The sequence below is a fragment of the Cellvibrio sp. 25HG11W-0 genome (assembly GCF_057815475.1).
In genome coordinates this window covers 3,034,357-3,058,101 of the sequence record NZ_CM174230.1, presented here as the reverse complement: position 1 = coordinate 3,058,101, position 23,745 = coordinate 3,034,357, and the positions used below count along the sequence as shown (strand labels likewise).

Below are 23,745 nucleotides of genomic sequence, written 5' to 3'. Positions count from 1 at the left end.
AGGCTTAAGCTTCGGCAATAGCGCCTTTATTAATCCCTTCGTAGGCTTTTACTCTAATAGATGTCTCGGGATGCGAGCTGCGGGTTTGTTGCGCAATATGATAAGCAAGTAATTCGACAGTTGTATCTGTCTCTATTAAATAACAGCAGCGTTTCGGCAAGGTGATTTCAAAGGGGCCTTGTGCAGAGACATACGCAAACTTCATGTAGTCTGTTCCATTTATGACAGGAGTGTCGGTGATATCTTGTCGCGTACCTATATAGATATCCTTCCATTTTTCTGCCCAATACTGCTCCAATTCCGGTGACTTCTTACCGTTTGCCCAGATGTCGAGCCGCGAGCGATGCCCGTGGGCTATACGTTGACAATTCCCGAGATGCTTTTTGAGGCCGTGGCTGTAGTGGTAGTAAGCACCGTCTATAGGTTCTACGCTGAAACTCAACTCTAAGCGGGCTATGCTCAACGGGAAGTGTTGTTTTAGCTGGGTGATACACCAGCGTGCGATAGATTCTGGCGTTAGGGTTTCTGCCTCAACTAAGGCAATCGCATCACGTGGAGAGCGTGTGTGCAAGTGCTCTCCTTGCGCGCCAAACTGCCAGCGAATATCAATATAGTCGCTACTTTCTGTTAGCGTTATATTCGGCGAGTGGATCGGCACAGCGAGTCTATGATCTAACTCTGTATCCAGCCAATGACGCAGAATCTTCTTAACGGTACCAAAATCACAGACCATCCCCTGCTCATCTAACTCGCCATGCAAAATAATATTGGCCAGCCAAGTCTCGCCCAGTAGGCCTCGCTCTGGATCTAGGTAGCTAAAATCTACATTAGTAAGGTTGTCGACAAACAGTTGCATGTTGGAGCATCTTCATGGGAATGGGGTTGGCATGATACCACTTGGTTATGATTATGTGCGTTGCCTATGGCTATCAAGGGTTAAGCTCTTGTTTGTAGTGTTTTTTTACCTTAACTGTCCTCGGCGCCAGAAACTGGTCTATTCTCAGTTAGAATTGCCTAGTGATTCAAGGGTCTATAGAGGTAGTGTTGTTGAAAGTCTGCCTTAAAGGGTAATGTTTAAGATGAGTTTTCCCGCTTTCGCGATCCTTTTATTAATAATAAAGGTGAGTCACTAAATGGAATGTTAGGAGGGGTGTGGAGATTTACGTAGCGAGGGCTTTCGCATGGGTAAATCTTTAAGGTTATGAAATTCTTAAGCCGATATCTACTATTGGGGTGCTTACTCCTCGCCAATCTCGCATGGTCATCAGAGACGACCCTGAGGGTTGCGTTTGTCTATAATTTCATCAAGTTTATTGAGTGGCCGACAGCAAAAGTTCAGCAGAGCATGCGTCTTTGTGCACTGGGAGTTGATACCGAGGTTCGGCAGGCATTAACTCAAATTAAAGGTAAGTCCGCTAATAAACAGGTCATCGAGTTGGTCTATTTGGACTCCGAAGAAGATCTCGTTAAGTCTCTTAGTTCTTGTCAAATGGTTTACCGACCCCTTCGTTCAAGCTTGCATGTTTTACCGCACCCGCTTCCACAGGGAGTTTTATTGGTCGCAGATGAAGATAAGCACCGTGATCTTAATGCAGGTATCTCACTGGTGCGGAATAACGAAGGTCGAATTGAGTTTAATATCTATCGACCTGCAATAGAGCAAGCTGGTGTGGTGGTTAGCAGTCAGCTCCTAAAGCTGGCTAAAAATTCCACGGAGGGCCTCTAGTATGCGCTTACCCTGGAGCTTGTCGCGCAAAATTAGCCTATTGGCAATGTTAATTACGTCACTTGCTGTGCTCGCTGCATCCTTGGTGGGGGTATGGCAGCAGTACAACAGTGCCTATGCCCAAACTGATCGTCAGTTAAAAACCTTAGCTGAAGCAACAGCCTTTGGTGTTGCTGCGCCGAGTATGTTTAGTGACGTGCAAGCCGCAAATGAATCCCTTAAATCATTAAGTGTTGACTCTCAAGTTGTGAGTGCTCGGCTCATTCTTGCCAATAATGAACAGCTTGCAGAGTATCACCGTGAAGATGTAGATGTTCGCAGTGTCGATAAGCAACTGGTGGTGGACGTTAATTGGAAGCAAGAACAAATTGGCCGCTTGTTGTTGGAGGTCGATACATCAGGGCTTCAGCGAGTACTTTATCAGCAGATAGTTTTCGCGTTAATGACTGCATTAATCGCACTGGTCTGTGCGGGCATTCTCTCTACTGGGTTAATACGACTTATTACACAGCCATTGCGCGGATTGAGTGAGCTGGCGGAAACGATTGGTGCGCAGGGCGACTATAGATTGCGTGCACCTATGTATCGCGGCAACGACGAGGTTGGGCAACTAACTTTGCGTTTTAATGCCATGCTTGAGCGAATAGAGTCTCAAGATAGTCAGTTACGCAAGCAGCACGATTTGCTTGAGCAGCGTGTTGAAAAACGAACTGAACAACTGCGTTTAGAAACAGAGCGCGCAGAGGCGGCGAGTCGAGCAAAAAGTGAATTCTTAGCGGTCATGAGTCATGAAATTAGGACTCCGCTCAATGGCATCATGGGCATGACGAGTCTCTTATTAGAAAGCCCACTAGACAGCAAACAAAAACGTTTTGCACGGGTTGCGCGGCGCTCGGGCGAAGATTTGCTGACGATCATTAATGATATTTTGGATTTCTCCAAGATAGAAGCTGGCAAGCTAGAGCTTGACCCCCGCCCATTCAAATTAAACACACTTCTCGAAGACTTGGCCGAGCGCTATGCCCCTCTTGCACAAGCCAAGGGCGTTGAGTTGCTCTGTCATACACCTATACCACCTATATCTGTTTTAGGGGATTCACCACGCCTGGCACAGGTGCTTACTAACTTATTAAGTAATGCGATTAAATTCACCGAGCTAGGTGAGGTGATGCTGGAAGTAAAGCAATTAGAGATTACCAATGAAAGTGTAAAGTTGCATTTTGGGGTGCGTGATTCTGGAATTGGAATTTCATCGGAGCAGAAAGAAAAGCTATTCAATGCATTTACCCAAGCCGATTCATCAATGACACGTAAGTATGGCGGCACAGGTTTAGGGTTGGTTATCTCGCAGCGACTTATAAAATTGATGGGCGGGGAAATTAGAATATTAAGCGAGCTAAATAGAGGCTCCTATTTTCATTTTGTTTTAAATCTACCCCGCACTAAAGAGCAATATTCCTATGATTTAGTGAAAGGATTTGAAAAATTACGTGTGCTCGTTGTGGATGATAATCAAACAAACCGTGAAATCTTGCAGTATTGGCTGCAAAGCTGGAGGGTAATGCCTGTTATGGCAGAGTCTGGTGCTCAGGGATTAGAAATTCTTGAGCAGGCGCTGGTGGCAGGGCAACCATTCGACTTGTTGATTACGGATTGGATGATGCCAGAGATGGATGGCGGGCAATTTATTGCTGCAATTCAACAGGTCCCACAGCTGCTTGATTTATCCATAGTCGTTTTAAGCTCAGCAGGAATAAATGTTAGCGACAGTTTGCCTGCACATATTGTTTATTTAATGAAGCCTGCACGACAGTCAGAGCTTTACGAACTCTTAGTGGCAGAGGTTGCCGGCAATGGGCTTCCTTTGCGTCAGCTCGGCTTTGCAAGCGCTTTAGGGGGAGAAGTCGAATTAAATAATAATGGGTTAGGGTTTTGTAAAGGAAAGGTGTTGTTGGCAGAGGATAATCCCGTCAATCAAGAGGTTGCCATAGCGATGTTACAAAAAATTGGTATTAATCCAATTGTGGCAGCTAATGGCCAAGAGGCGCTAAACCTACTTGCTGAGGAATCTTTTGATGTGGTTTTGATGGATTGTCAAATGCCCATCATGGATGGTTTTGAGGCCACAGCAAAAATTCGAGCGCGAGAAAAAAGAGATGGTTTGGAACCTATTCCTATTATTGCACTAACGGCTAATGCAATTGTAGGTGATAGGGAGATGTGCATTGCAAAGGGCATGGATGATTACTTAAGTAAGCCATTCACTGCAGAGCAGTTACACGCAATACTCTTGCTGTGGTTGCCTTCGCAAACAATTAAAGAGTCGGAGTTAGTCGAACCCAATAATAGTGTTTTTATTGATCTAAGAGTGATAGATCAACTCCGTGGGTTGCGCGAGGGACTTTTGCCCAAAGTAATCCAATTATTTAGCAGTTCAAGTCCTGGGCTGCTTGCAGATATGCAACAAGCAATCGCGGAAAATAATTCAGATCGACTTTATAGAGCTGCGCACAGCTTAAAGAACAGCGCGGCTAATTTGGGCGTGGTCGCACTTGCAGATTCCTGTAAAGAGCTAGAAGCACGCACGCGTGTAGGTGATATGAGCGACGCGCAGTTATTGGTTGCTACCATAAAAACCTACTATGAAGGCGCATTGGTTAGCTTGGCTCCTTATGCGGAAGGGGGTTGCATCACGTGAGAAAAATAGAAGATGCCTCCGCAGTTATTCTTGTAGTAGAAGATGATGTTGCAGCAAGTTTGATGATGACAGCAACCCTTGAGGAGGCTGGTTTTTATGTGCTTACTGCTGCAAGTTGCAGTGAAGCGCGGATAATGTTTTCGCAGAAAATGTTTGATTTAGTGTTAATGGATGTGCTCTTACCTGATGGTGACGGATTTAGTTTGTGCGAAGAATTCTTACAGCACCGTAAAGGACTTGATTTGTCTATCGCTATGGTGACTGGTTTAGACGATTTAGAGTCTATACGTCGTGGTTATCAATCAGGCGCTACAGATTTTATAACTAAACCGGTAAGTTGGGGAACCCTGCCTTACAGAATCGATTATTTGTTGCAGGCAAGTCGAACACTTGTTGATTTGAGTTTGAGTGAAAGTAAAACACGTGCACTTCTGTCAAGTATCCCCGACATCATTATGCGTGTAGAGCGTGATGGCTGTGTGTTAGATATGCAAGTGGGATCCTACGTTTTTGATATGGAAGATTGGGTTTATTACGAAGACACACATACTCATGGCTATTTACCTATGCAAGTTATGCGTGAAATCGAAGATGCACTTGCCTTGGTGTTGGCGGGTAATGGCATGCAAATGGTTGAGTTTCAATGGTCACAAGATCCCTCGCGTATCCGCTATTGGGAGGCGCGCTTAATCTATCGTGATCAAAAAGATATATTGATGGTGGTCAGAGAGATCACACTGCGTAAGCAGCAAGAAGTTCAAATGCGTTTGTGGGCAAAAGTTTTTGAGGGTAGCAGCGAAGCCATACTCATTACGGATGCTAGTTTCCATATTATTTCTGTAAATAATGCCTATCAAAAAATAATGGGTTTTAGCGAAGCTGAAGTCCTTGCAGTAGATGCCAATGCCGTCGGATCTCGCTTACATACGCACAGTTTTTTCCGCAATATGCTCTCTGTATTGCATGAGAAAGGGCATTGGCAGGGGGAGCTAACCAATCAGCGAAAAAATGGTGAGCAATTTCCCTGCTGGTATTCAGTTAGTTTGCTGGTTGATTCAGATGGCAACCCTGAAAATTACATCGCTATTTTTAATGATATTACAGAGTATAAAAACTCGCGTAAACAAATAGAGTTTTTGGCGCACCACGACAATTTAACGGGTTTGCCTAATCGTGTTTTACTCAATGATCGCTTAGATATGGCCATTAATACAGCCAAGCGTCAGGGTGAAAAATTGGGTGTTTTATTTATTGATTTAGATCGTTTTAAAAACGTTAATGATTCCCTTGGTCATGCTGTAGGCGATCAAATATTGAAAGAAGCAGCAACCCGTCTAAGTTCAGTTGTTCGCACTGAGGACACTGTTTCTCGCTTGGGCGGAGATGAGTTTGTTGTGCTATTTCCAAAGTTAAAGCAGGAGGAGTGTTTAGCTGATTTGACCATAAAAATTCGCGATAGCCTGCAGCTTCCCTATACAGTATCGGGCATTAGCATACATATTACTCCCAGTGTCGGCATTGCAATATTTCCTGGTGATGGTACCGATGCCAGTACATTGATTAAAAATGCAGATGCCGCCATGTACTTGGCGAAAGAAAAGGGTCGGAATAATTTTCAATTTTATACACCTGAACTCAATGCGCGAACCTTCGATCGCTTAAAGCTTGAGAGTGATTTTAGGTTGGCCCTAGAGCAGGGTGATTTTGAGTTGCATTATCAGCCGCAAGTTATGGCGTCGGATGGCAGCTTGTGGGGCATGGAAGCCTTAGTCCGTTGGCGTCATGCGGAGCGAGGACTTATTCCTCCCGGTGATTTTATTCCCTTGGCGGAAGAGAGTGGTTTGATTATTCCGTTGGGTGAGTGGGTGCTGGCAGAGGCTTTACGTCAGCAGGAGCTTTGGGCGCAGCAAGGTTTTTCTGAGTTGGTTGTTAGTGTCAACATATCTGTTATGCAGTTTAAACAGAATAATTTTCTTGAGCGTGTAGAGACTATTTTAAATGAGGTTGGAGCGAACCCGCAATTAGTCGAGCTAGAGCTTACGGAAAGTATGCTGATGAATGATATGGAATCATCCATAGAATTGCTGAAAAAATTAAGAGCTTTGGGGTATCGCACAGCTATAGATGATTTTGGTACTGGATTCTCTAGTTTAAATTACTTGCGTCAATTGCCAGTTAATGTGTTGAAGATAGACCAGTCCTTTGTGCGCGATATGCTGGTGGAGCCAGCATCTTTAGCCATAGTTGAATCCATTATAAAATTGGCGCATGCCTTGGGTAAGGAGACAGTTGCTGAAGGTGTGGAAACGGAAGAGGAGTATCGATTGCTGTGTGAGCGAAACTGTCGAGTCATTCAAGGTTATTTTATTGCCAAACCTATGCGCGCTGTAGATTTTGAGCTCTGGATGAAGTCCCGTAACGTGAAATAGATAATAAGTAGATGAGCTAGTTATTTTTATATTGCATTAATGGATTGATGCTTAACCTTGTGAGCTAGGGTATGCCGTACATCTATACAGATATAGTGAATTATAAAAAAAGAGTGATATTTATCAGCTTCTCGTTATGGCTCAGCGCTGCTAATACCAGTGCTCGTGAAACGGAAGACTATATGACGTTAGATTTAGAACAGTTACTTCAGGTTAAAGTTACAGGCGCCACGTTGCGCGATGAATCATTAGCGTCTGCTCCTACGGCAGTAACTGTTTTCAATCGTGCGCAACTGAATAATCTTGGAATGGATTATCTCTATGAGTTGCTGAGCTTAGTGCCTGGCTATCAATTTAATCGCAATGCGGATAGCCCTGCGGGCTATACCTTTAGTGCTCGCGGGCGACGCAACAGTTCTGAAGCTCGGGAAGTTTTATTGTTGGTGGACGGGCGCGTATTTTCCGATTCGCGCACGGGTGGCGCAGATGGTTCGCTGCCTTTTTTCCCCTTGTCACAGATTGAGCGAGTCGAGGTAATTCGCGGTCCAGGATCGGCCCTCTATGGCTCAAATGCCATGACGGGGGTGATTAATATAGTGACGCGTAAACAGGAAAATCAGGTGACGCTTGCGACAGGTTCACAGGGGCGAGCTAGTGCTGATTTATTGCTTTCGTACAATCAGGATGATTGGGATTTTAATTTATTTGCGCGTAGCTATGCGGATCAAGGTCAGCAGTATAATTTTGGTTCTGAAGCAGCCTTGATGGAAACACAAGATCCCGTCCGAGCTAACAATATAGATTTGTCCATTGGGCGGCATAGTACCCAGTTGAGTTTTACTTATCATCGTGTACGCACAGAAGATTTTTTTGTCGCGGAGAGCATCGACAATAACATTAACGAGTATTTACAGCTGTTTCGCAATGTAGATTTGAAGCAGGACTGGCAGGTCGCGCCGGATTTTAGATCGCATTGGCAGGCTTCATATACTGATATTCGTCAGGAGCTTGCATTCACAGCCTTGCCAGCTGCTGCGTTAGCTGCCGTCAGCGAGCCCGCTAGTTCTGCACCCTTGGTCTTAAAAGGTGTTTTGGCGGGTGATACCTATCAGTTGGTGAATAATAATGATTGGACCTTAAGTTCTACTGCAAGTATGCAATTTGGTTTTGATTGGCATCAGCAGCGAGAAACGCAGGCCTACGCTTACAATAATTTTGATCTTGGGCAGTTAGTGCTAGGAGAGTTTCCAGTTCAATACTATGGTGATTTATCCCATTTGACACCAGTTGGTCTTGGGCATTCGCAAGGGGCTCTGGGTATTTATAGTCAATATCTGTATCAATTCAGTTCAAGTGGGCGTTTAAATCTGGGGCTGAGATACGATGATTATCAAAATATAGGTGCGCATTTGAGCCCGCGTTTGGGTTGGGTGCAGCAGCTGACGGAGCAGCAGACACTGAAATTACTGTACGGGGAGGCTTATCGTGCGCCATCGCTGAGTGAAATGGGCTTGATTAACAATCCAGTCTTAGTTGGCAATCCAGATTTACGCTACGAAATTGTTAAGACCTGGGATGTAATTTGGATGCATAACTCTCAGGAATTTCGCATAGTTGCTGATTGGTTTCACAGCCGTTATAAGGCGCCTATTGGTACGGGCTTTTTGGGCTCTACACGCACCTATATTAATGGCGATGATGAGTCGAGTCAGGGGGTGGAGCTGGAGTTGAGTCGGCAGTTGAATTCGCGCTGGCTGATAAATGCCACCTATACACATTTTACGGACTTGCCAGATACTGCATTTCGCGAAGCTCGGCAGCTGGCCTCATTGGTGCTGAATTATGATTATAAAATGTGGAATATTAATTTCTCGGGTGTTTATTCGGGCGAGCGCTATGCCACCAAAACAGCTGATTTTGAGCGTGAGTTAACTGGTCAATGGCAGCTGCAAAGTAAAGTTGGCTACAGCTTTAATCAAAAAACTGAATTGGTGTTTCAAATTAAAAATTTACTTAACGCGCGAATTCAAACGCCTGCACAGGGTTTAACGTTGCAAGATGGTGTTCCTAATCGCGGGCGTGAATGGCATTTGGGAATTCAATTTCAATTGTAGGGATATGGCAAGCGGAGTCTTGAGTCCTATGGTGCAAAAACGACGCTTATGTTGCTCATTCGTAGTGGCAATAGGTTTCCTAGGAGGCAGCCTTACGGCTGAAGCGGCGAAGACGAATCGAGTAGATGATTATCTATCGTTAAATCTTGCGCAGCTCATGCAGGTCTCGGTGACAAGCTCAACACTTCGCGATGAATCCTTCTTGCGAGTTCCTTCAGCGGTAACCGTATTTACTCGAGCGCAATTGGATTCTCTAGGGTTTGATTATCTCTACGAAGTACTAAATCTTGTCCCTGGGTTTCAATCCAATCGTAATGCAGATAGCCCTCACGCTTATACCTACAGTGCACGTGGCAGACGGACAGGCTCCGCTGCGCGTGAATTGCTACTGATAGTAGATGGTCGTGACTTTACTGACCCGCGTGGTGGCAGCGCGGATGTCAGTTTCAGATTGTTTCCTTTAGCATTGGTGGAAAAAGTAGAAGTAATTCGTGGGCCTGGCTCGGCGATTTATGGATCAAGTGCTTTTACTGGCGTTATCAATATTACAACCCGCACCCAAAAACAGGCGTTGAGTTTGGCGGTCGGTAGCGATAATCGTAGGCTTGTAGGTGTCAGTGGTTTTGCTGAGGGAGATGACTGGACTGCAAGCACGATGCTACAGGGATTTGCTAGCCAAGGGCAGCATTATAGGCTTAAGGATTATACCGGCGCACCATTCACAACGACAAATGACCCTTATGATAGTTATGATCTTAATGCCGATTTGCGTATTCGTGATACTCAGTTTCGTTTTACCTATCATCGCCTGTCAACTGAAAACTTTTACATGCTGGAATCCATCGGCGATGATGTCAATCGCGACATCGAGTCCTCATTACAATTTAGTTTGGAACATGATGTTGTCTTTAATGAACGCCTAAAAACTCACATCATGCTGACCTACAGTCAGGCGCAACAAAAATTCAATACCATTATTTTACCTGAAAATTTTTTAGCCCTAGTGAGCGAGCCTGCCAGTACCGAGCCCATGGTAGGGCATGCATTGTTAGCGGGGGAACGCTATGCGTTAAAAATTTCGAATGATTTTTCTTTGGGTGAAAATGATAGCTTGCAGTTTGGTTTGACACTGCACAATAATCGTGAGACCGATGCTTTTGTCCATACAAATTTCGATTTAACTCAGTTTGTGCAGCGTGACTTTCCCGTTCGTTTTTATGGAGACTTTTCTCATTTTAGTCTTGTAGGAACAGAGGCTTCACAAGCAGCTTTGGGGGTTTATGGGCAATATTTGAATGAGTTAAACCATGGTTTACATTTGACATTAGGTGGTCGCTTTGATCGCTATGAACACATTGGGCAACATTTCAGCCCGAGGGTGGGTTTGGTACAAGAGTTAAGCGCGCAGCATTCATTTAAATTGCTGTATGGTGAAGCCTATCGCGCGCCTTCATTGAGTGAAATTGGGCTGATGAATAATCCCTTGGTGGTGGGTAATCCTGACTTAACCTATGAGATTGTCAAAACATGGGATTTGATTTGGGCGGGGCAATGGCAAAATTCGACCGTGACTTTTAGTGTGTTCAATAATAGTTATGAGTTGCCCATAGTGCCGCTTTTAATTAATAGCACGCGTACCTTTGGCAATGGTGCTAATCAACAAAGCCATGGTTTTGAGAGTGAGTGGGTGCAGCAGTTGGGCGACTACTGGCAATTGCGAACGAGCTATACAAAGCTTTTCTCATTACCGGATAGTGCATTGCGCGAAGCTGATAATTTTGGTTCTGCGACATTATATTATGAGCGAGCTAATTGGGGTTGGAACTTGGCCGCAATTCATCATGGCGAGCGCTTTAGTTTAAATAACATTAATCAGCTGCAGTCGTTATCCTCCTATTGGCTTATCAATACTAAGGTGCGCTATGCGTTTGCCAACAACTATGAAATTTATTGGCAGCTTAAGAATGTGCTCAATGAGGGTTACATGACGCCTGTTCAAGGTAACCGCTTGCCTCAAGGTGTTCGCAATCCGGGGCGGGAATGGTTGATTGGTTTAAATTGGGAATGGTGAGTTATTAGATAAATAGGCGAGAAAGGTTTTCACCTAGAGCGCCAAAGTAACTCGCCAATAAAATCTTTAATGAGCTGCGCTGTAAGCGGTGATACACAGCTCGAAAAGCGTGTTGCCATTTTGCGGGTAAGTCGAGAACGAGTATGGGATCGTCGATTTGTACCCAGCTAGCGCCGGTTTGCGCTAAAGCCGCAAGTAATTCCTCATAAGCGATTATTTGTGCACTACCTAATTGGGTATTGACTGAGAATGCGCAGCAGGCGCTTTTAACGCTTCGCTCTGCCGGCGAAAAGGGAGTGTGGCCCAAACTCTATGCCGCCTTGCGTGAAGAGTAATTGACATTGCCTATGTGCAGGATTCTTTAAAACTAGCACTGGCGTATTGTTTAAAAAATTTGGAGGGCGTGAAGCAAGTATTGTAATTAAGCAATACTCTTTTGTTAAATATTGGGGCTTTATTTGTTGAGGGAAGAAATTTTGAAATTTTTCACATGTTCTTGAGCTTGAGCTGCTGGTAATGGTGGTGAAAATAAATTTCCTTGAATAAGGTCGCATTGCTGCTCCTGCAGAAATGCCAATTGCGTATTGTCCTCAACACCTACACCTACTATACGCAGAGGCATTATTTTATTAAGCTTTATAAGTGTCGCGATCAATGTATTGTGCTCATTACTCTCATTGATTTTATGGATCAAGCTGCGATCAATTTTTAAGTATTCAGGTGCAATGCGAGCAATAAAGTTTAACGATGCGTAGCCGAGCCCCACTTCATCCATTGCTATTTGGAAACCTAGGGCCTTAAGCTTTTTGAGTTGTGTTAGGTGGTCTTGTGTGCGTTCTTGTAATAGTTGTTCAGTAATTTCAAGTATTAGATACTGAGGATTTAATGAGTGCTTAGTCAGTATTTGAGTGAAGAAATTTACTAAATTTCCATCGTGGAACTGCTTTATATTGATGTTGATGGAAATGGTAAGTGGAGTGCCCAAACGCTGCCATTCTGCAGCTTGAGATGCCGCTTCATTTATTACCCATTCACCTAGCTGCTCCATAAAACCATTTTCTCGTGCGTAGGGAATAAAGTCGTCAGGGACTAAGCAGCCGCGCGTGGGGTGGTGCCAGCGAATAAGTGCCTCAACGGACATAATGGAGTGGTTGTTAAGGTCCACAATGGGTTGGTAGTAAAGTTCAAATTCTGCTGAATTGATGGCTTTCCGTAAGTCGGTTTCTAGCAAAAGGCGACTGTGAACATATTCGGTGAGCTCTTTGCGGTAGAGCTGATAGTTGCCTCGGCCTTTGGCTTTTGCATCATAGAGCGCACTGTCAGCATTGCGCAGTAATGTTTGTGAGTCATCGCCATCGGTTGGGTAGAGCGCTATACCGAAGCTAATGCCTACATGAACTTTGTGTTGATTGATGCGTATGGGGCGGCTGATGCGCTGTATTAGTTTCTCTGCAACTGTTGCTACTGCTTCGTATTTTTTAACATCGTGCAGCAAAATAATAAATTCATCACCACCAATACGCGCTACGCTATCTTCGCGGCGAAGGGTTCGCTCTAGGCGTCGTGCTACTGTTTTTAGCAGGAGGTCGCCGGCTTCATGGCCGAGGCTGTCATTGATTTTTTTGAAGTTGTCTAAGTCAGCAAAGAGTAGGGCAAAAGGTGCAGATCCGCGGTTGGATTTTTGAATGAGATAATCTATATCCTCATTTAATTTGGTGCGATTTTTCAAGCCTGTCAGTGGGTCAAAATGTGCTAGTTGAATAAGCTTGTTTTCGTAGTGTTTACGCTCAGATAAGTCTGAAATTTGAAATAAAAATCGTGGTTCATTGCCGTGACGATTGATGATGGCGACGCTGGCTAGCGCGGGTATTTCTTGTTTGTTTCGGTGAATGTAGCAGGTTTCATATTGAACAAAATCTACCTTGGTGTCTTTTAATTTTATGAGTTGTTCCTGTTCTCCCGCACGGGTCTGGTTGTGGCTAATATTGAAAATATTAAGCTGAGCTGCCGCACTAGCTTCATACCCTAGTAGTTTTTGTAGCGCGGGATTGAATTCTAAAATGTCACCCTGGATGTTAACAATTGCCATCCCGAGAGGGGCGTAATCAAATATGGCGTGAAAGTGTTGTTCGCTTTCGGTGAGTGCTTGACGGGTTAATTCTATATCGGTGATGTCGGTGTTACTGCCCAACCAGCGAATGATGTCGCCCTTATCGTTGCGCTGAGGTGTGGCGCGGGTATCGAACCAGCGGTATTCTCCATCCGCGCGACGAACACGGAACTTGGTTGTTAATTCATTGCCAGTGGTTACTGCTGATTGCCATTCTGGAATAACCTTGGGTCTATCCTCGGGGTGGATCTGTTCTGCCCAGCCGTAACCTAGCTGGGATTCTCGCGATAGCCCCGTGTATTCACACCAGCGGCGATTAATGAAATCGCATTCGCCGCTGGGCAGGCAGGTCCAGATAAATTGCGGTAAACCTTCTGCTAGTTGGTAAAAGCGAGTGCGGCTGACTTGGTTTTTATATTCTTCTTCTGCCCAAATTAGGCCTGCGAGAATGGCATTTTTTAATTCGGCCACACCGAGATCGCGTTTAGGGAGGTAGTCAAATACGCCGTCGCGCATAACGTCTGCAATGATGCGCTCGCTACTGTTGCCGCTAACCATGATGATGGGCGTGGGCAGTTTTCGATGCTGCTGAATAGCATCAATTAACTCCGAGCCTTGGGTGTCGGGTAATTGGTAGTCGATAATTGCGCAGTCAAATTCAATATTTTGTAGCAGTTTCTGCGCACCTATTGATGAGTCAGATTCCACTATTTTTAAGGGGATTAAAGATTTTATTAGCGTTCTGGATATGTGTTCGCGATCTACCTCATCATCTTCGACAAGGAGAATTTTGAGGGTTTTATTGGTATTGGATAGGTTCATATTGGCTTTGCATCCTGGCCGCCCAATGGTAATAAGATCGCTTTCGAATAAGCACGTAGGTGTTGAAAGCAGGGCAGTAATTCATGGATGAGGTGCACCATAGGATTAGTGAGGGTCTTTGAAGTGGCTTCACTGCAGTTTCTGGGGTGACCGGTGCGATTAATGCTTAATGCTGTGGGTGTGACGACGTTGAGCGTGAATTGCTGTTCTTCTGTTTTTGTGCAGGCTTGGCTCGGGGCAATTTCTGAGGGGGATTCGTAAATAGTACCCACGGATGTGGCATCCAAGAGTTCTCGGTAATAGATTGAGTTGACGCTGTCGGGGGTAAGCTTCATTTCCTGCGACATCCTTAGCTGGTTGTTTAGTCCAAGCGTTGTCATATATGGTCTCCTTGCCCAGATGTGGCTTTGGGGCTGGAGCCAAAAATTACTTTCCGAATTAACTCGGTGGTATCAGTATAGGTAATTCTTCCTAAGTGCCAATAATATTCCTGAAAGTGCGGCGAAAAAAATGCCAGAGTAGTTGGCTCTGGCATTTTTTGGGATTTAGATGTTAGGTTTGTGGGCCAAACAGCAGCTTATGCTAATGATTTTAGCGCTGCATCATAATCAGGCTCATTAGCAACTTCGCTCACAAGCTCGGTATGTAACACCTTGCCGTCAGTATCCAATACCACGACTGCACGTGCGGTCAGGCCGGTAAGGGGGCCGTCAATTAGTTTTACACCAAAGTCGCTGGCGAAGCTGGAGCGAAACGCTGAGGCAGGGATAACCTTGTCTAAGCCTTCTGCACCGCAAAAGCGTGCTAGAGCAAAAGGCAAGTCCTGTGAGGCGCAGACAACGACGGTGTTGTCGAGTGCACTTGCTTGCGCGTTAAATGTACGCACAGATTGCGCGCACGTTGGCGTGTCTACGCTCGGAAAAATATTTAACACAATACGTTTTCCTGCTAAATCACTCGTTGCCACTTCAGATAAGTCAGTTTTTACCAAACTGAAAGCAGGAGCTGCAGCGCCAACGGTGGGCAGATTGCCGTTAGTGTTAAATGGGTTTCCTTTGAGGGTCACTGTTGCCATGGTAATACTCCTATTTATGGTATGAGAGATTGTAGGTATGGGGCGCGCATTAGTTAAAGCGTGCAGCTAGCCTAGTTGATGGAGGCAAAAAAAGAAATTGCAAGGCGCGCCAAAGGTGAAATATCTTCTAAATCTTTTTGTTTTAGGTGAATGTCGAGTTGTTAGCTGAATCAAAATGAATGCAGTTGCGTCTTGCAATGAGCCCTCAAAGTGTTGATAATGCGCGCCTCTTGCGAAGCTAGCTACATTTTCTCGCAAGCTGCAATGGTGATCTAATCGGTCCCCTCGCAATAATGACCTGTGAACTCCGCCAGGCCCGGAAGGGAGCAACGGTAGCAGTTAGTTATGTGCCGGGGTGTGGCTGATTAGATTGCCACCTTAATTTGCCCCTCCCCCTGTATTTTCTTAGCTTGATCTCATCGCCCCTCGCTCTTGAGGCGTCATTCGATTTTGTGGTTTTTGCCTAGGCGCTACTGCGGCCATAGGGCTCTTCTTGTGCTTTTTAGTGTCTATTGTTGTCTTGGCGGCTATAATCGCCCCTCTTAAATAAATTGACGAGTAGCGATTGGCATGAGTTATCAAGTCTTGGCGCGCAAGTGGCGCCCGCGAGTATTCCGTGAAATGGTGGGTCAGGAGCATGTGCTCCAAGCCCTAATCAATGCGCTCGATCATAATCGTCTCCATCACGCCTATCTATTTACCGGCACCCGCGGTGTGGGTAAGACCACTATTGCACGTATTCTTGCCAAATGTTTGAACTGCGAAACGGGTGTTAGCTCCGAGCCCTGTGGTCAGTGTGCTTCCTGTCGTGAAATTGCCGAAGGGCGCTTTGTGGATCTCATTGAGGTGGATGCGGCCTCGCGTACCAAGGTTGAAGATACTCGCGACCTGCTTGAAAATGTGCAGTACGCTCCGACTCGTGGACGCTACAAGGTCTATCTCATCGATGAAGTGCATATGCTCTCCAACAGCAGTTTTAATGCGCTGTTGAAAACCTTAGAGGAGCCGCCCCCGCACGTTAAATTTTTGTTGGCGACTACCGACCCACAAAAATTGCCCATGACAATTTTGTCGCGCTGTTTGCAGTTCAATCTCAAAAACATGAACCCTGAGCGCATCGTTAAGCACTTACAATTTGTGTTGGAAAAAGAGCTGGTTCCCTTCGAGGAGCGTGCGCTTTGGCATTTGGGGCGCGCCGCCGACGGCAGTATGCGCGATGCTATGAGCCTCACAGATCAAGCCATTGCTTATGGTTCAGGCAAAATCACCGAAGCTGAAGTTAGCACTATGCTTGGCACCATAGATCAGGCAGCGGTGTATGACATAGTCACAGCCTTGGCGTCGCTCGATGGCCGCGAGTTATTGGCGGCGGTAGAGCGTATGTCTGAGCAGGCACCGGACTATGCGAGTGCACTGGGTGAAATGTTGTCCATGTTACATCGCATCGCTATTGCGCAAGCTCTGCCAGAAGCCGTGGATAATAGCCACGGTGATCGCGAGCGGATTATGCAGTTAGCACAACAAATCCCCTCTGAAGATGTGCAATTGTTTTATCAAACAGCGTTGTTAGGGCGACGTGATTTACCCTTGGCGCCGGACCCGCGTGCTGGCTTTGAAATGGTCTTATTGCGGATGCTTGCCTTTAAACCGCAGGGTGTGATTGACGTGCCCAATCAGTCTTTACCTCAGCCGACGGGCCCAAAGGTTGCGCCAGTAAGCGCGCCACAAATTGCATCGCAAGCTAGTCCAGCGCCGAGTGAGCCTAGCCCATCTGCAAACAGCCCAGTGGTAGCTACTGTGCCCACTTCGAGTACATTAGTTTCACCTCAAGAATCTGCTTCATCTCAAGTACCTGTTGAGCCACCGGCTGCACCGGCGGCTACTTTGCCCTCTGCGCAAGAACTTGCAACAGCGACACCTTCAGCTCCAACAGTTGCCCCAATCGTGCCTGTGCCAAGTCCACAGTCTATAGTTTCGATGCAGCCTGCCGCGCCGCAATCGGCGATCGAAAAGCCACCGTTTGATGGCCCCTATGATAATGCGCCGAGCCATGGCGAGGCTGCGACTTATAATGAAGCGCCGAGTTATGCGGCTGATTATGAAGAAGTTCCTGATGGAGAATATGAGGATGATTACACACCGGCGTCGGCTTATTACCAAGCGCCGACGGCCGCTGAGCCTCAAACACTCAATACTGCAGGAGATCTTGAGCCAAAAAAGTCTGAGGCGGCTCAGCCGCCGATAGCGGTGGCAGAAGCGGAGCAGTTAGAGAGGCTGCAGCCCATAATGGCTGAAGCACTCAGCGTGCCTATCAATAACGCGCCTATCAATAATGTGCCTAGCAAAAAATCCTTGCGCAAAGTGCTTTATGAGGAGGCAGCGCCACAAGATTGGTTGGAAATCTATCTCGGCTTGGGTGTTACCGGTATTTTGCAAAGTACTATCGCTAACTGCCAGATGATCGGGCGTCAAGGCAATGAATTTCAGTTTGTATTGGATGACACCAACAGCACCCTTTACGATGTGAGCCATCAGCAGCGCTTAGAGGCCTTGCTCACTGATTATTTCGTCGAGCGAGTAAGCGTAAAAATTCAAGTGGGCGTGGTTAGCGCAGAAACACCTGCAAAAATGGCGGTTCGTCTAAAAGAAGAACGGCAAAAAGACGCAGAGCAGGCGATTAAACACGACCCTATAGTGCAGCAGTTAATGGCCCAGTTTGGCGCGACGTTGCGCGAAGATACGATTCAACCGATTAATTAATACACTGCTCAATTTGTGAGGAAATTATGCAAGGCCTTGGCGATTTAATGAAGCAAGCTCAAGAAATGCAAGCCAATATGCAAAAAATGCAAGCAGACTTGGCGAAGCAAGAAGTAACCGGCGCTGCGGGTGCAGGTTTGGTCAGTGTGGTTATGAATGGCCGCCACGATGTAAAGCGCGTGAATATAGATGCGAGCTTGATGACTGAAGACAAAGAAATGCTTGAGGATTTGTTGGCCGCTGCGGTCAACGACGCCGTGCGCAAAGTGGAGAGTCAAAGCCGCGAACAAATGGGCAAGATGACCGCAGGTATGGGAATACCACCTGATTTTAAAATGCCGTTTTAAAATTTCGTTTGTTTTCAGTAGATATTTTCTGTTTGCTGGCTTTCTGTTTATGAGTGTTGTGCGTTATGTTTAGCCCCTTGATCGACGAGCTTATGTCATCCCTGCGCTGCCTGCCCGGTGTGGGGCCTAAATCTGCCCAGCGTATGGTGCTACATTTATTGGAGCGCGATCGCATCGGTGCAGAGCGCTTGGCGCAGGCTTTGCACAAGGCCTGTGAAGGCGTAGGGCGCTGCACGCGCTGTCGTACCTTAACTGAGCAGGAGCTGTGTGGTATCTGTAAAAATCAGCGCCGCGATAATACGCTGCTCTGCGTGGTAGAAACACCTGCAGATGTATTAGCTATAGAGTCCTCAGGCACCTATCAGGGCAAATACTTCGTATTGCAAGGGCATTTGTCGCCTATAGATGGCATAGGCCCAGAAGATATCGGCATAGATCAGCTCATTCAGTTGTTGCAACAAGAGCCTATTACCGAAGTCATTTTAGCCACGAATCCCACCGTGGAAGGCGAAGCAACGGCCTATTATATTAGCGAGCGCGCCAAGCACCTCAATGTCACTGTATCGCGTATTGCGCATGGCGTGCCCCTTGGCGGAGAGCTTGAATTCATTGATGGCGGTACACTAGCTCACGCTTTCTCCAGCAGAAGAAGTTTTTAATTTATGTTGATTCCCACAGAACCACTTTGGATTGATAGCGATGATCAATTAGCGGCGCTTTGCGCGCAATGGCAGCAGCAGGCAGCTATCGCAATTGATACCGAATTTATGCGCAGCGATACCTTTTACCCTATTCCTGGGTTGCTGCAAATTGGCGATGGCAAGGGCTGCTATTTGATTGATCCCTTAGCGATTCAATATCTCGCCCCACTGCGCGACCTAATGCTGGACGAAAATGTCACCAAGGTGTTGCATTCCTGCTCAGAGGATTTAGAGGTGTTTCAGCGCTGGTTAGACGTTGTACCATCGCCTTTATTTGATACGCAAATTGCAGCGGCTTTTGCCGGATACGGTTTTAGTTTGGGCTACTCGGGTTTAGTGAATGCGGTCTTAGGGATAGAAATTCCGAAGGATGAAACGCGTTCAGATTGGTTGCAGCGGCCTTTGTCTCAGGCACAATTAAAATATGCGGCGCTCGATGTAGCTCACATGTTAATTATTTACGGCAAACTCCTGCAAATATTAAAAACCAGCGAGCGCTTGGCGTGGGTTAAAACTGATTGCGCTGATTTGGTGGCGAATGCTCGCCGAGCGGATGACTTTAGCCAAGCTTATGAGAAAGTCGGTTTTGGGTGGAAATTGCGTCCGCAAGAATTAGCCATTTTGCAGCAGCTGTGTATTTGGCGCGAAATAGAAGCGCGCGCGCGCGACATACCGCGCAATCGCCTGATAAAAGAGCCTTCGCTATGGGAGATGGCGCGCAAGCGGCCAACAGATGTCGCACATTTACAGCGCATTGATGATATTCCTTCGCGCACCTTAAAAAATGATGCGGATGAGTTGCTCGATATTATTCAGCAGGCAGCCAGCAGTGCAGAAACAAGTTGGCCCGTGCGGCTTGATGCACCCTTAGCACCAAGTGAAGGGCCAATCATGAAAGCCCTGAAAGCCTATGTGCGCGAACAGGCGGAGCAGCTTGAAATGCCAGCAGAAATATTGATTCGCAAAAAAGAATACGAAGGTCTCGTGCGTTCGGGCATGAATGGCGGCAGTTATAGTTTGCCTGAGCGTTTGCAAGGTTGGCGCTTTAACATTATTGGCAACGGCTTGTTGCATCTGGCGCAAACGTTTAATGGTCCGGAAACTGTCAATACAACAGAGAATCTCTCATGAAAATTATCTGCGAAATTTACCGCAGCCCCAAGGAAGAAGGGATGTATCTTTATGTTAATAAATCCGAAGGCTTAACCCGAGTGCCAGAAACATTACTCGCACTCTTTGGACGCCCCCAGCAGGCTATGGTGCTGCTCTTAACGCCCGGCAAAAAGTTGGCGCATGCAAGTGTGGAGAAAGTGGCAGAGTGCTTGGAAACCCAAGGCTATTACCTGCAAATGCCCCCGCGTACTGATCAAGACCCAGATGCCGAGCGCATCAGAGCACTCAATTCTAAAATGTCTGGTAACTAAACAATGGCACAACAGGTTTTTTGGGCGGCGAAGAAACTTTCGCAAATGACACCTGCTGAGTTTGAATCACTCTGTGATGGCTGTGGTAAGTGCTGCCTGCATAAGTTAGAAGATGAAGACACCGGTGATGTTTACTACACCAAAGTCGCCTGTCGTTATTTGGATCACGACACCTGCCGCTGTCAGGAATATAATCAGCGTCAGGCGTTGGTTCCAGAGTGCGTTGTGCTTACGCCCGAATCGGTGAAAGACACCTATTGGTTGCCTGAAACCTGCGCCTATCGCTTGGTGGCTGAAGGCCTGCCGCTATTTGATTGGCACCCCTTAATTTCGGGCGATCCAAACAGTACACACACCGCAGGTATGTCTGTTGCCGGGCAGGTTGTGGCTGAAGATGCGGTAAAGCTCGAAGATATGGAAGATTACATAGTGCGTTGGGTTTAAATGATAGTGCATTGGGTTTTGTTGACGGTGCGTTGTGTTTAGGTGATAGCGCGTTGAGTTTAAGTGGTTGGCTCATTAGTCGACGTTGATTTAAAGGTTACATATTTGCGTAATTACGCAGGGGTTAATAGGCGCTAAGCAATGGAAAATATGACGGAATACCAGTATGCCTGGATGATCTACGCCATAGGGGCTTTGGGTTGCTGCTTGGCTGCTTGGCTGTTGTTTCGCCGCGCGGGTCGCGCCTGGGCACATTTTTTTGTGATTACGGTGATGGTATTGCTGTTCACGCCCTACGCGGTAGATGCGGAGACTATGACCATGGCACCCGCTATTTTTGCGTTGGTGTTTGGATTTATGACGGAAGGCTTTGAGTCAATAAAACCTGTTATTAAATTGATGCTTGGTCTTTGGGTCGTACTTTTAGTTCTTTCATTCATTTATCAGCTGTTGACGCGAGTTCGGCATCAGTCTGCAGCCAGCGCGGAAGAATATGACCGCCAAGAAGAGGTTGCGTCACGCCGGACTCAGCACAACACCTCTAAACAACGTGGTAATCGCTATCGGGACGATGAGCCTCCATTCGATAGTGTGCGTGGGCTTTCGCGAGATGAGCGCCAGGCACGCGCTGAATTGCTTGCAGGCGAGGAGCCTATGCGCGCAATTCGTTGAGTTTCACAGGTCTAACCTTATTAATTGATGTAGCAAAGGTGGTTTTTGTTTTAAGTTTCTTTTGATTACAAGATAGGCCTTCATTTCTTTCAACTACAGCTCGCTAAAACAGCGGGCTGTTTTTTTATGCTCTAACGCATCTTTCCCATAAAATGGCAGTTTGGTCATTAACTGCTATAAATAATAGCTATATACACTTCAAAAACATCCAAATTACAGCTAAACCTCTATTTGGGTGACGGTTACAAATATTTCCCTTTTCTCCGTTAACAGGGTTTGCGATGCGCCATCTAATAAAATTCAATGTTGTTTTTATCTGCGCTTTTATTGTCAGTTGTCTGTTGAGCAGCGTGACCTTCGCTGTCACTACAGCGCCTGCACGTTTAGCCTCTGATGTACGCGTCATCATTGATATTTCTGGCAGTATGAAAAAAACCGACCCTCGCAACTTACGTAAACCCGCGGTCGATTTAATTGTGCGACTTATGCCAGACAACAGTAAGGCGGGTATTTGGACCTTTGGGCAATCCGTCAATATGTTGGTACCTCACCGCGTGGTGGATGATGCCTGGCGCAAACAAGCAGCAACTCAAGCCAAAAGTATCAACTCCATAGCACTTCATACCAATATAGGTGCAGCACTTGAAAAGGCCACTGAAGATTTTGCAGTACCTTCAGAAAATTATCGCCGCAATATTATTTTGCTAACCGATGGTGTGGTTGATGTGAATAATGCGGCGGTGGTTAACCTCAATGAACGCAAGCGCATACTGACGGAGTTATTACCCAAACTTAAGGCTGCGGGTTATGTCATACATACCATTGCTTTATCGCAAGATGCCGATCAGGAGTTGATGAAAAAATTATCGACCTCAACGGACGGTATGTTTGCCGTCGCGCAGACGGCCGATGAACTTATGAGTACTTTTTTGCGTATATTTGATCAGGCCGTCCCTGCAGAGCGCGTACCATTTGATGAAAATGGGTTTTTAGTTGATGCCAGTATTCAAGAGTTCACTGCTTTAATCTTTCGGCAAACAGAGGTGCCCGCCACTGTCATAGTGGCACCGGATGGGCGTGAGTTCAGTGCAACCGATCCTGAGCATAATGTGAACTGGTATAGAACGGATACCTATGACCTAGTAACGGTGCAACAGCCGCAGGCAGGGCAGTGGCATGTAAAAACCAAAATGGCGCCCAATAGTCGCGTTACAGTGGTCAGCAATCTGCAGTTGATTGTGAATCCGCCGCACAATAATTTAAAACCCAATGAATCTTTAGCATTGGTTTACTCATTCAGTGAAAGTGATCAGGTGGTTGTTAAGCAAGAATTTTTACAGCTGCTCTCCGCTGATGCAGTAGTTGCAAAAATGGATAGTCAAGAAATAGCAGAATACAGTCTCAATCCTTCTGCTATACCTGCCGACGGCATTTTTCACGCAAGTGTCAGTGGCTTTACATTGCCGGGCAATTACGATGTCAAAATGATTGTGGATGGTAAAACCTTCAAACGTGAATTTAGCCATCATCTTGTCGTATCTGATTCACTCTTCAGTTTGAAAAAAAGCCAGCAGGAAAATCAAGGTAAACGCACCTATGCCTATCAACTTTTGGCCGATATAACGGCAGTCGATGTAATGGCGACACAAGTCACTGCCAAAATCAGTAATTCACTCGATAATAATATGGCAAAAGCATTAAATGCCATAGGCAAAGAGCACTGGGAGTTTTCATTTACACCGGTGCAAGCTGCAAAATATACCATCGAGTTGGTGGTGGAAGGCAAAGAGTTGGATGGCACTGCGCTGAGCGAGACTATTGTTGCGGACGATTTCTACTATCCCGACGAGGCAAGTGTTCTTGCCGCACAGGCGGCTGCTCATCCTGAGCCTGCTCCCGTTGTGGAAAAGCATGAAGAAGCTACCAAAGAGGCAGTCCCAACAGATGAAAACCAAGATCATGATGCAGATGAGTCGGGCGCGGATAAAGACTCAGAGAGTAATATATGGCTTTATATCGGTATAGGCATGGGGAATCTCCTGCTTTTAGTGATGGCTTTTTTTGTGTATCGCATGATCGCGGGGAGTAAGGGAAAAAGTGAGTTGGCCGCTATTGAGGAAACCTTAAATACCGATATTAGTAAGGTGAAAAAGAGCGCTGAGACCCCTAAAAACGGTACAGCTAAAACGGTGATAAATGTCAGTGGCGACGAAGATATTGCAGAAAAGCCAATAACGGAGCCGACAGAAAATCTTCTGGATGATTCTGATGCGGAGGGCGTGGATCAAATGATGGCGGATGATTTATTTCCGATAGATAATATCGAGGACACAGACCAAGAAAAACCATAAT

18 protein-coding genes and 1 other RNA gene are annotated in these 23,745 nt (G+C 46.2%); 14 read left to right on the top strand and 5 right to left on the bottom strand.

The window, feature by feature from the left end; all coding sequences use genetic code 11:
- Positions 1–4 precede the first annotated feature (4 nt).
- Positions 5–856 carry a 6-pyruvoyl trahydropterin synthase family protein gene (locus AC0KUT_RS12855; RefSeq protein ID WP_488830450.1) on the bottom strand — a complete coding sequence of 284 codons (852 nt, stop codon included), beginning with the start codon at positions 854–856 and terminating at the stop codon, positions 5–7.
- A 345-nt stretch (positions 857–1,201) separates the two neighbouring features.
- Between AC0KUT_RS12855 and AC0KUT_RS12850 the strand changes: the two genes are divergently transcribed.
- The 5 genes from AC0KUT_RS12850 to AC0KUT_RS12830 all read left to right on the top strand — a co-directional run bounded on the left by AC0KUT_RS12850 (position 1,202) and on the right by AC0KUT_RS12830 (position 11,038).
- Positions 1,202–1,726, top strand: coding sequence for a YfiR family protein (locus tag AC0KUT_RS12850; RefSeq protein ID WP_488830449.1), 525 nt, complete (start codon positions 1,202–1,204; stop codon positions 1,724–1,726).
- A gap of 1 nt (position 1,727) precedes the next feature.
- Positions 1,728–4,424: a response regulator gene (locus tag AC0KUT_RS12845; protein WP_488830447.1), complete on the top strand. Its 2,697-nt coding sequence runs from the start codon at positions 1,728–1,730 to the stop codon at positions 4,422–4,424.
- Positions 4,421–6,853, top strand: a complete 2,433-nt coding sequence (locus tag AC0KUT_RS12840; protein WP_488830445.1) for a two-component system response regulator — start codon at positions 4,421–4,423, stop codon at positions 6,851–6,853. Before AC0KUT_RS12845 ends, AC0KUT_RS12840 begins: the two co-directional genes overlap by 4 nt.
- 71 nt (positions 6,854–6,924) lie before the next feature.
- Positions 6,925–8,967 carry a TonB-dependent receptor plug domain-containing protein gene (locus tag AC0KUT_RS12835; RefSeq protein WP_488830443.1) on the top strand — a complete coding sequence of 681 codons (2,043 nt, stop codon included), beginning with the start codon at positions 6,925–6,927 and terminating at the stop codon, positions 8,965–8,967.
- A gap of 28 nt (positions 8,968–8,995) precedes the next feature.
- Positions 8,996–11,038 (top strand): TonB-dependent receptor plug domain-containing protein, encoded by a 2,043-nt coding sequence (locus AC0KUT_RS12830; protein WP_488830441.1) that lies wholly within the window; start codon positions 8,996–8,998, stop codon positions 11,036–11,038.
- Positions 11,039–11,042: 4 nt separating this feature from the next.
- On the opposite strand, the gene AC0KUT_RS12825 is transcribed toward AC0KUT_RS12830, so the two are convergent.
- The 4 genes from AC0KUT_RS12825 to tpx all read right to left on the bottom strand — a co-directional run bounded on the left by AC0KUT_RS12825 (position 11,043) and on the right by tpx (position 15,045).
- Entirely contained in the window at positions 11,043–11,345 is a 303-nt protein-coding gene (locus AC0KUT_RS12825; protein WP_488830440.1) for a hypothetical protein, read from the bottom strand.
- Positions 11,346–11,492: 147 nt separating this feature from the next.
- On the bottom strand, positions 11,493–13,970 hold the full coding sequence (locus AC0KUT_RS12820) for an EAL domain-containing protein (RefSeq protein WP_488830438.1): 2,478 nt from the start codon (positions 13,968–13,970) through the stop codon (positions 11,493–11,495).
- A complete protein-coding gene (locus AC0KUT_RS12815) occupies positions 13,967–14,350 on the bottom strand; it encodes a hypothetical protein (protein WP_488830436.1) in 384 nt (127 codons plus the stop codon). Before AC0KUT_RS12815 ends, AC0KUT_RS12820 begins: the two co-directional genes overlap by 4 nt.
- Positions 14,351–14,547: 197 nt before the next feature.
- Complete coding sequence (gene tpx, locus AC0KUT_RS12810; protein ID WP_488830434.1) at positions 14,548–15,045, bottom strand: thiol peroxidase; 498 nt, start codon at positions 15,043–15,045, stop codon at positions 14,548–14,550.
- 274 nt (positions 15,046–15,319) lie between these two features.
- Between tpx and ffs the strand changes: the two genes are divergently transcribed.
- The 9 genes from ffs to AC0KUT_RS12765 all read left to right on the top strand — a co-directional run bounded on the left by ffs (position 15,320) and on the right by AC0KUT_RS12765 (position 23,744).
- Positions 15,320–15,415, top strand: an RNA gene (gene ffs, locus AC0KUT_RS12805) — signal recognition particle sRNA small type.
- Between the two features lie 200 nt (positions 15,416–15,615).
- Positions 15,616–17,805, top strand: coding sequence for a DNA polymerase III subunit gamma/tau (gene dnaX / locus AC0KUT_RS12800; RefSeq protein WP_488830433.1), 2,190 nt, complete (start codon positions 15,616–15,618; stop codon positions 17,803–17,805).
- A gap of 26 nt (positions 17,806–17,831) precedes the next feature.
- The gene (locus tag AC0KUT_RS12795) at positions 17,832–18,152 is read left to right on the top strand and encodes a YbaB/EbfC family nucleoid-associated protein (protein ID WP_488830431.1); all 321 of its coding nucleotides are present in this window, start codon (positions 17,832–17,834) and stop codon (positions 18,150–18,152) included.
- A 65-nt stretch (positions 18,153–18,217) separates the two neighbouring features.
- Positions 18,218–18,811 carry a recombination mediator RecR gene (recR, locus tag AC0KUT_RS12790; RefSeq protein WP_488830429.1) on the top strand — a complete coding sequence of 198 codons (594 nt, stop codon included), beginning with the start codon at positions 18,218–18,220 and terminating at the stop codon, positions 18,809–18,811.
- 3 nt (positions 18,812–18,814) lie between these two features.
- On the top strand, positions 18,815–19,984 hold the full coding sequence (gene rnd / locus AC0KUT_RS12785; RefSeq protein ID WP_488830427.1) for a ribonuclease D: 1,170 nt from the start codon (positions 18,815–18,817) through the stop codon (positions 19,982–19,984).
- Entirely contained in the window at positions 19,981–20,277 is a 297-nt protein-coding gene (locus tag AC0KUT_RS12780; protein WP_488830425.1) for a YcgL domain-containing protein, read from the top strand. Before rnd ends, AC0KUT_RS12780 begins: the two co-directional genes overlap by 4 nt.
- A gap of 3 nt (positions 20,278–20,280) precedes the next feature.
- Positions 20,281–20,721, top strand: coding sequence for a YcgN family cysteine cluster protein (locus AC0KUT_RS12775; protein WP_488830423.1), 441 nt, complete (start codon positions 20,281–20,283; stop codon positions 20,719–20,721).
- 141 nt (positions 20,722–20,862) lie between these two features.
- Complete coding sequence (locus AC0KUT_RS12770; RefSeq protein ID WP_488830421.1) at positions 20,863–21,393, top strand: hypothetical protein; 531 nt, start codon at positions 20,863–20,865, stop codon at positions 21,391–21,393.
- Between the two features lie 281 nt (positions 21,394–21,674).
- On the top strand, positions 21,675–23,744 hold the full coding sequence (locus AC0KUT_RS12765) for a VWA domain-containing protein (protein ID WP_488830420.1): 2,070 nt from the start codon (positions 21,675–21,677) through the stop codon (positions 23,742–23,744).
- Position 23,745: the final 1 nt, after the last annotated feature.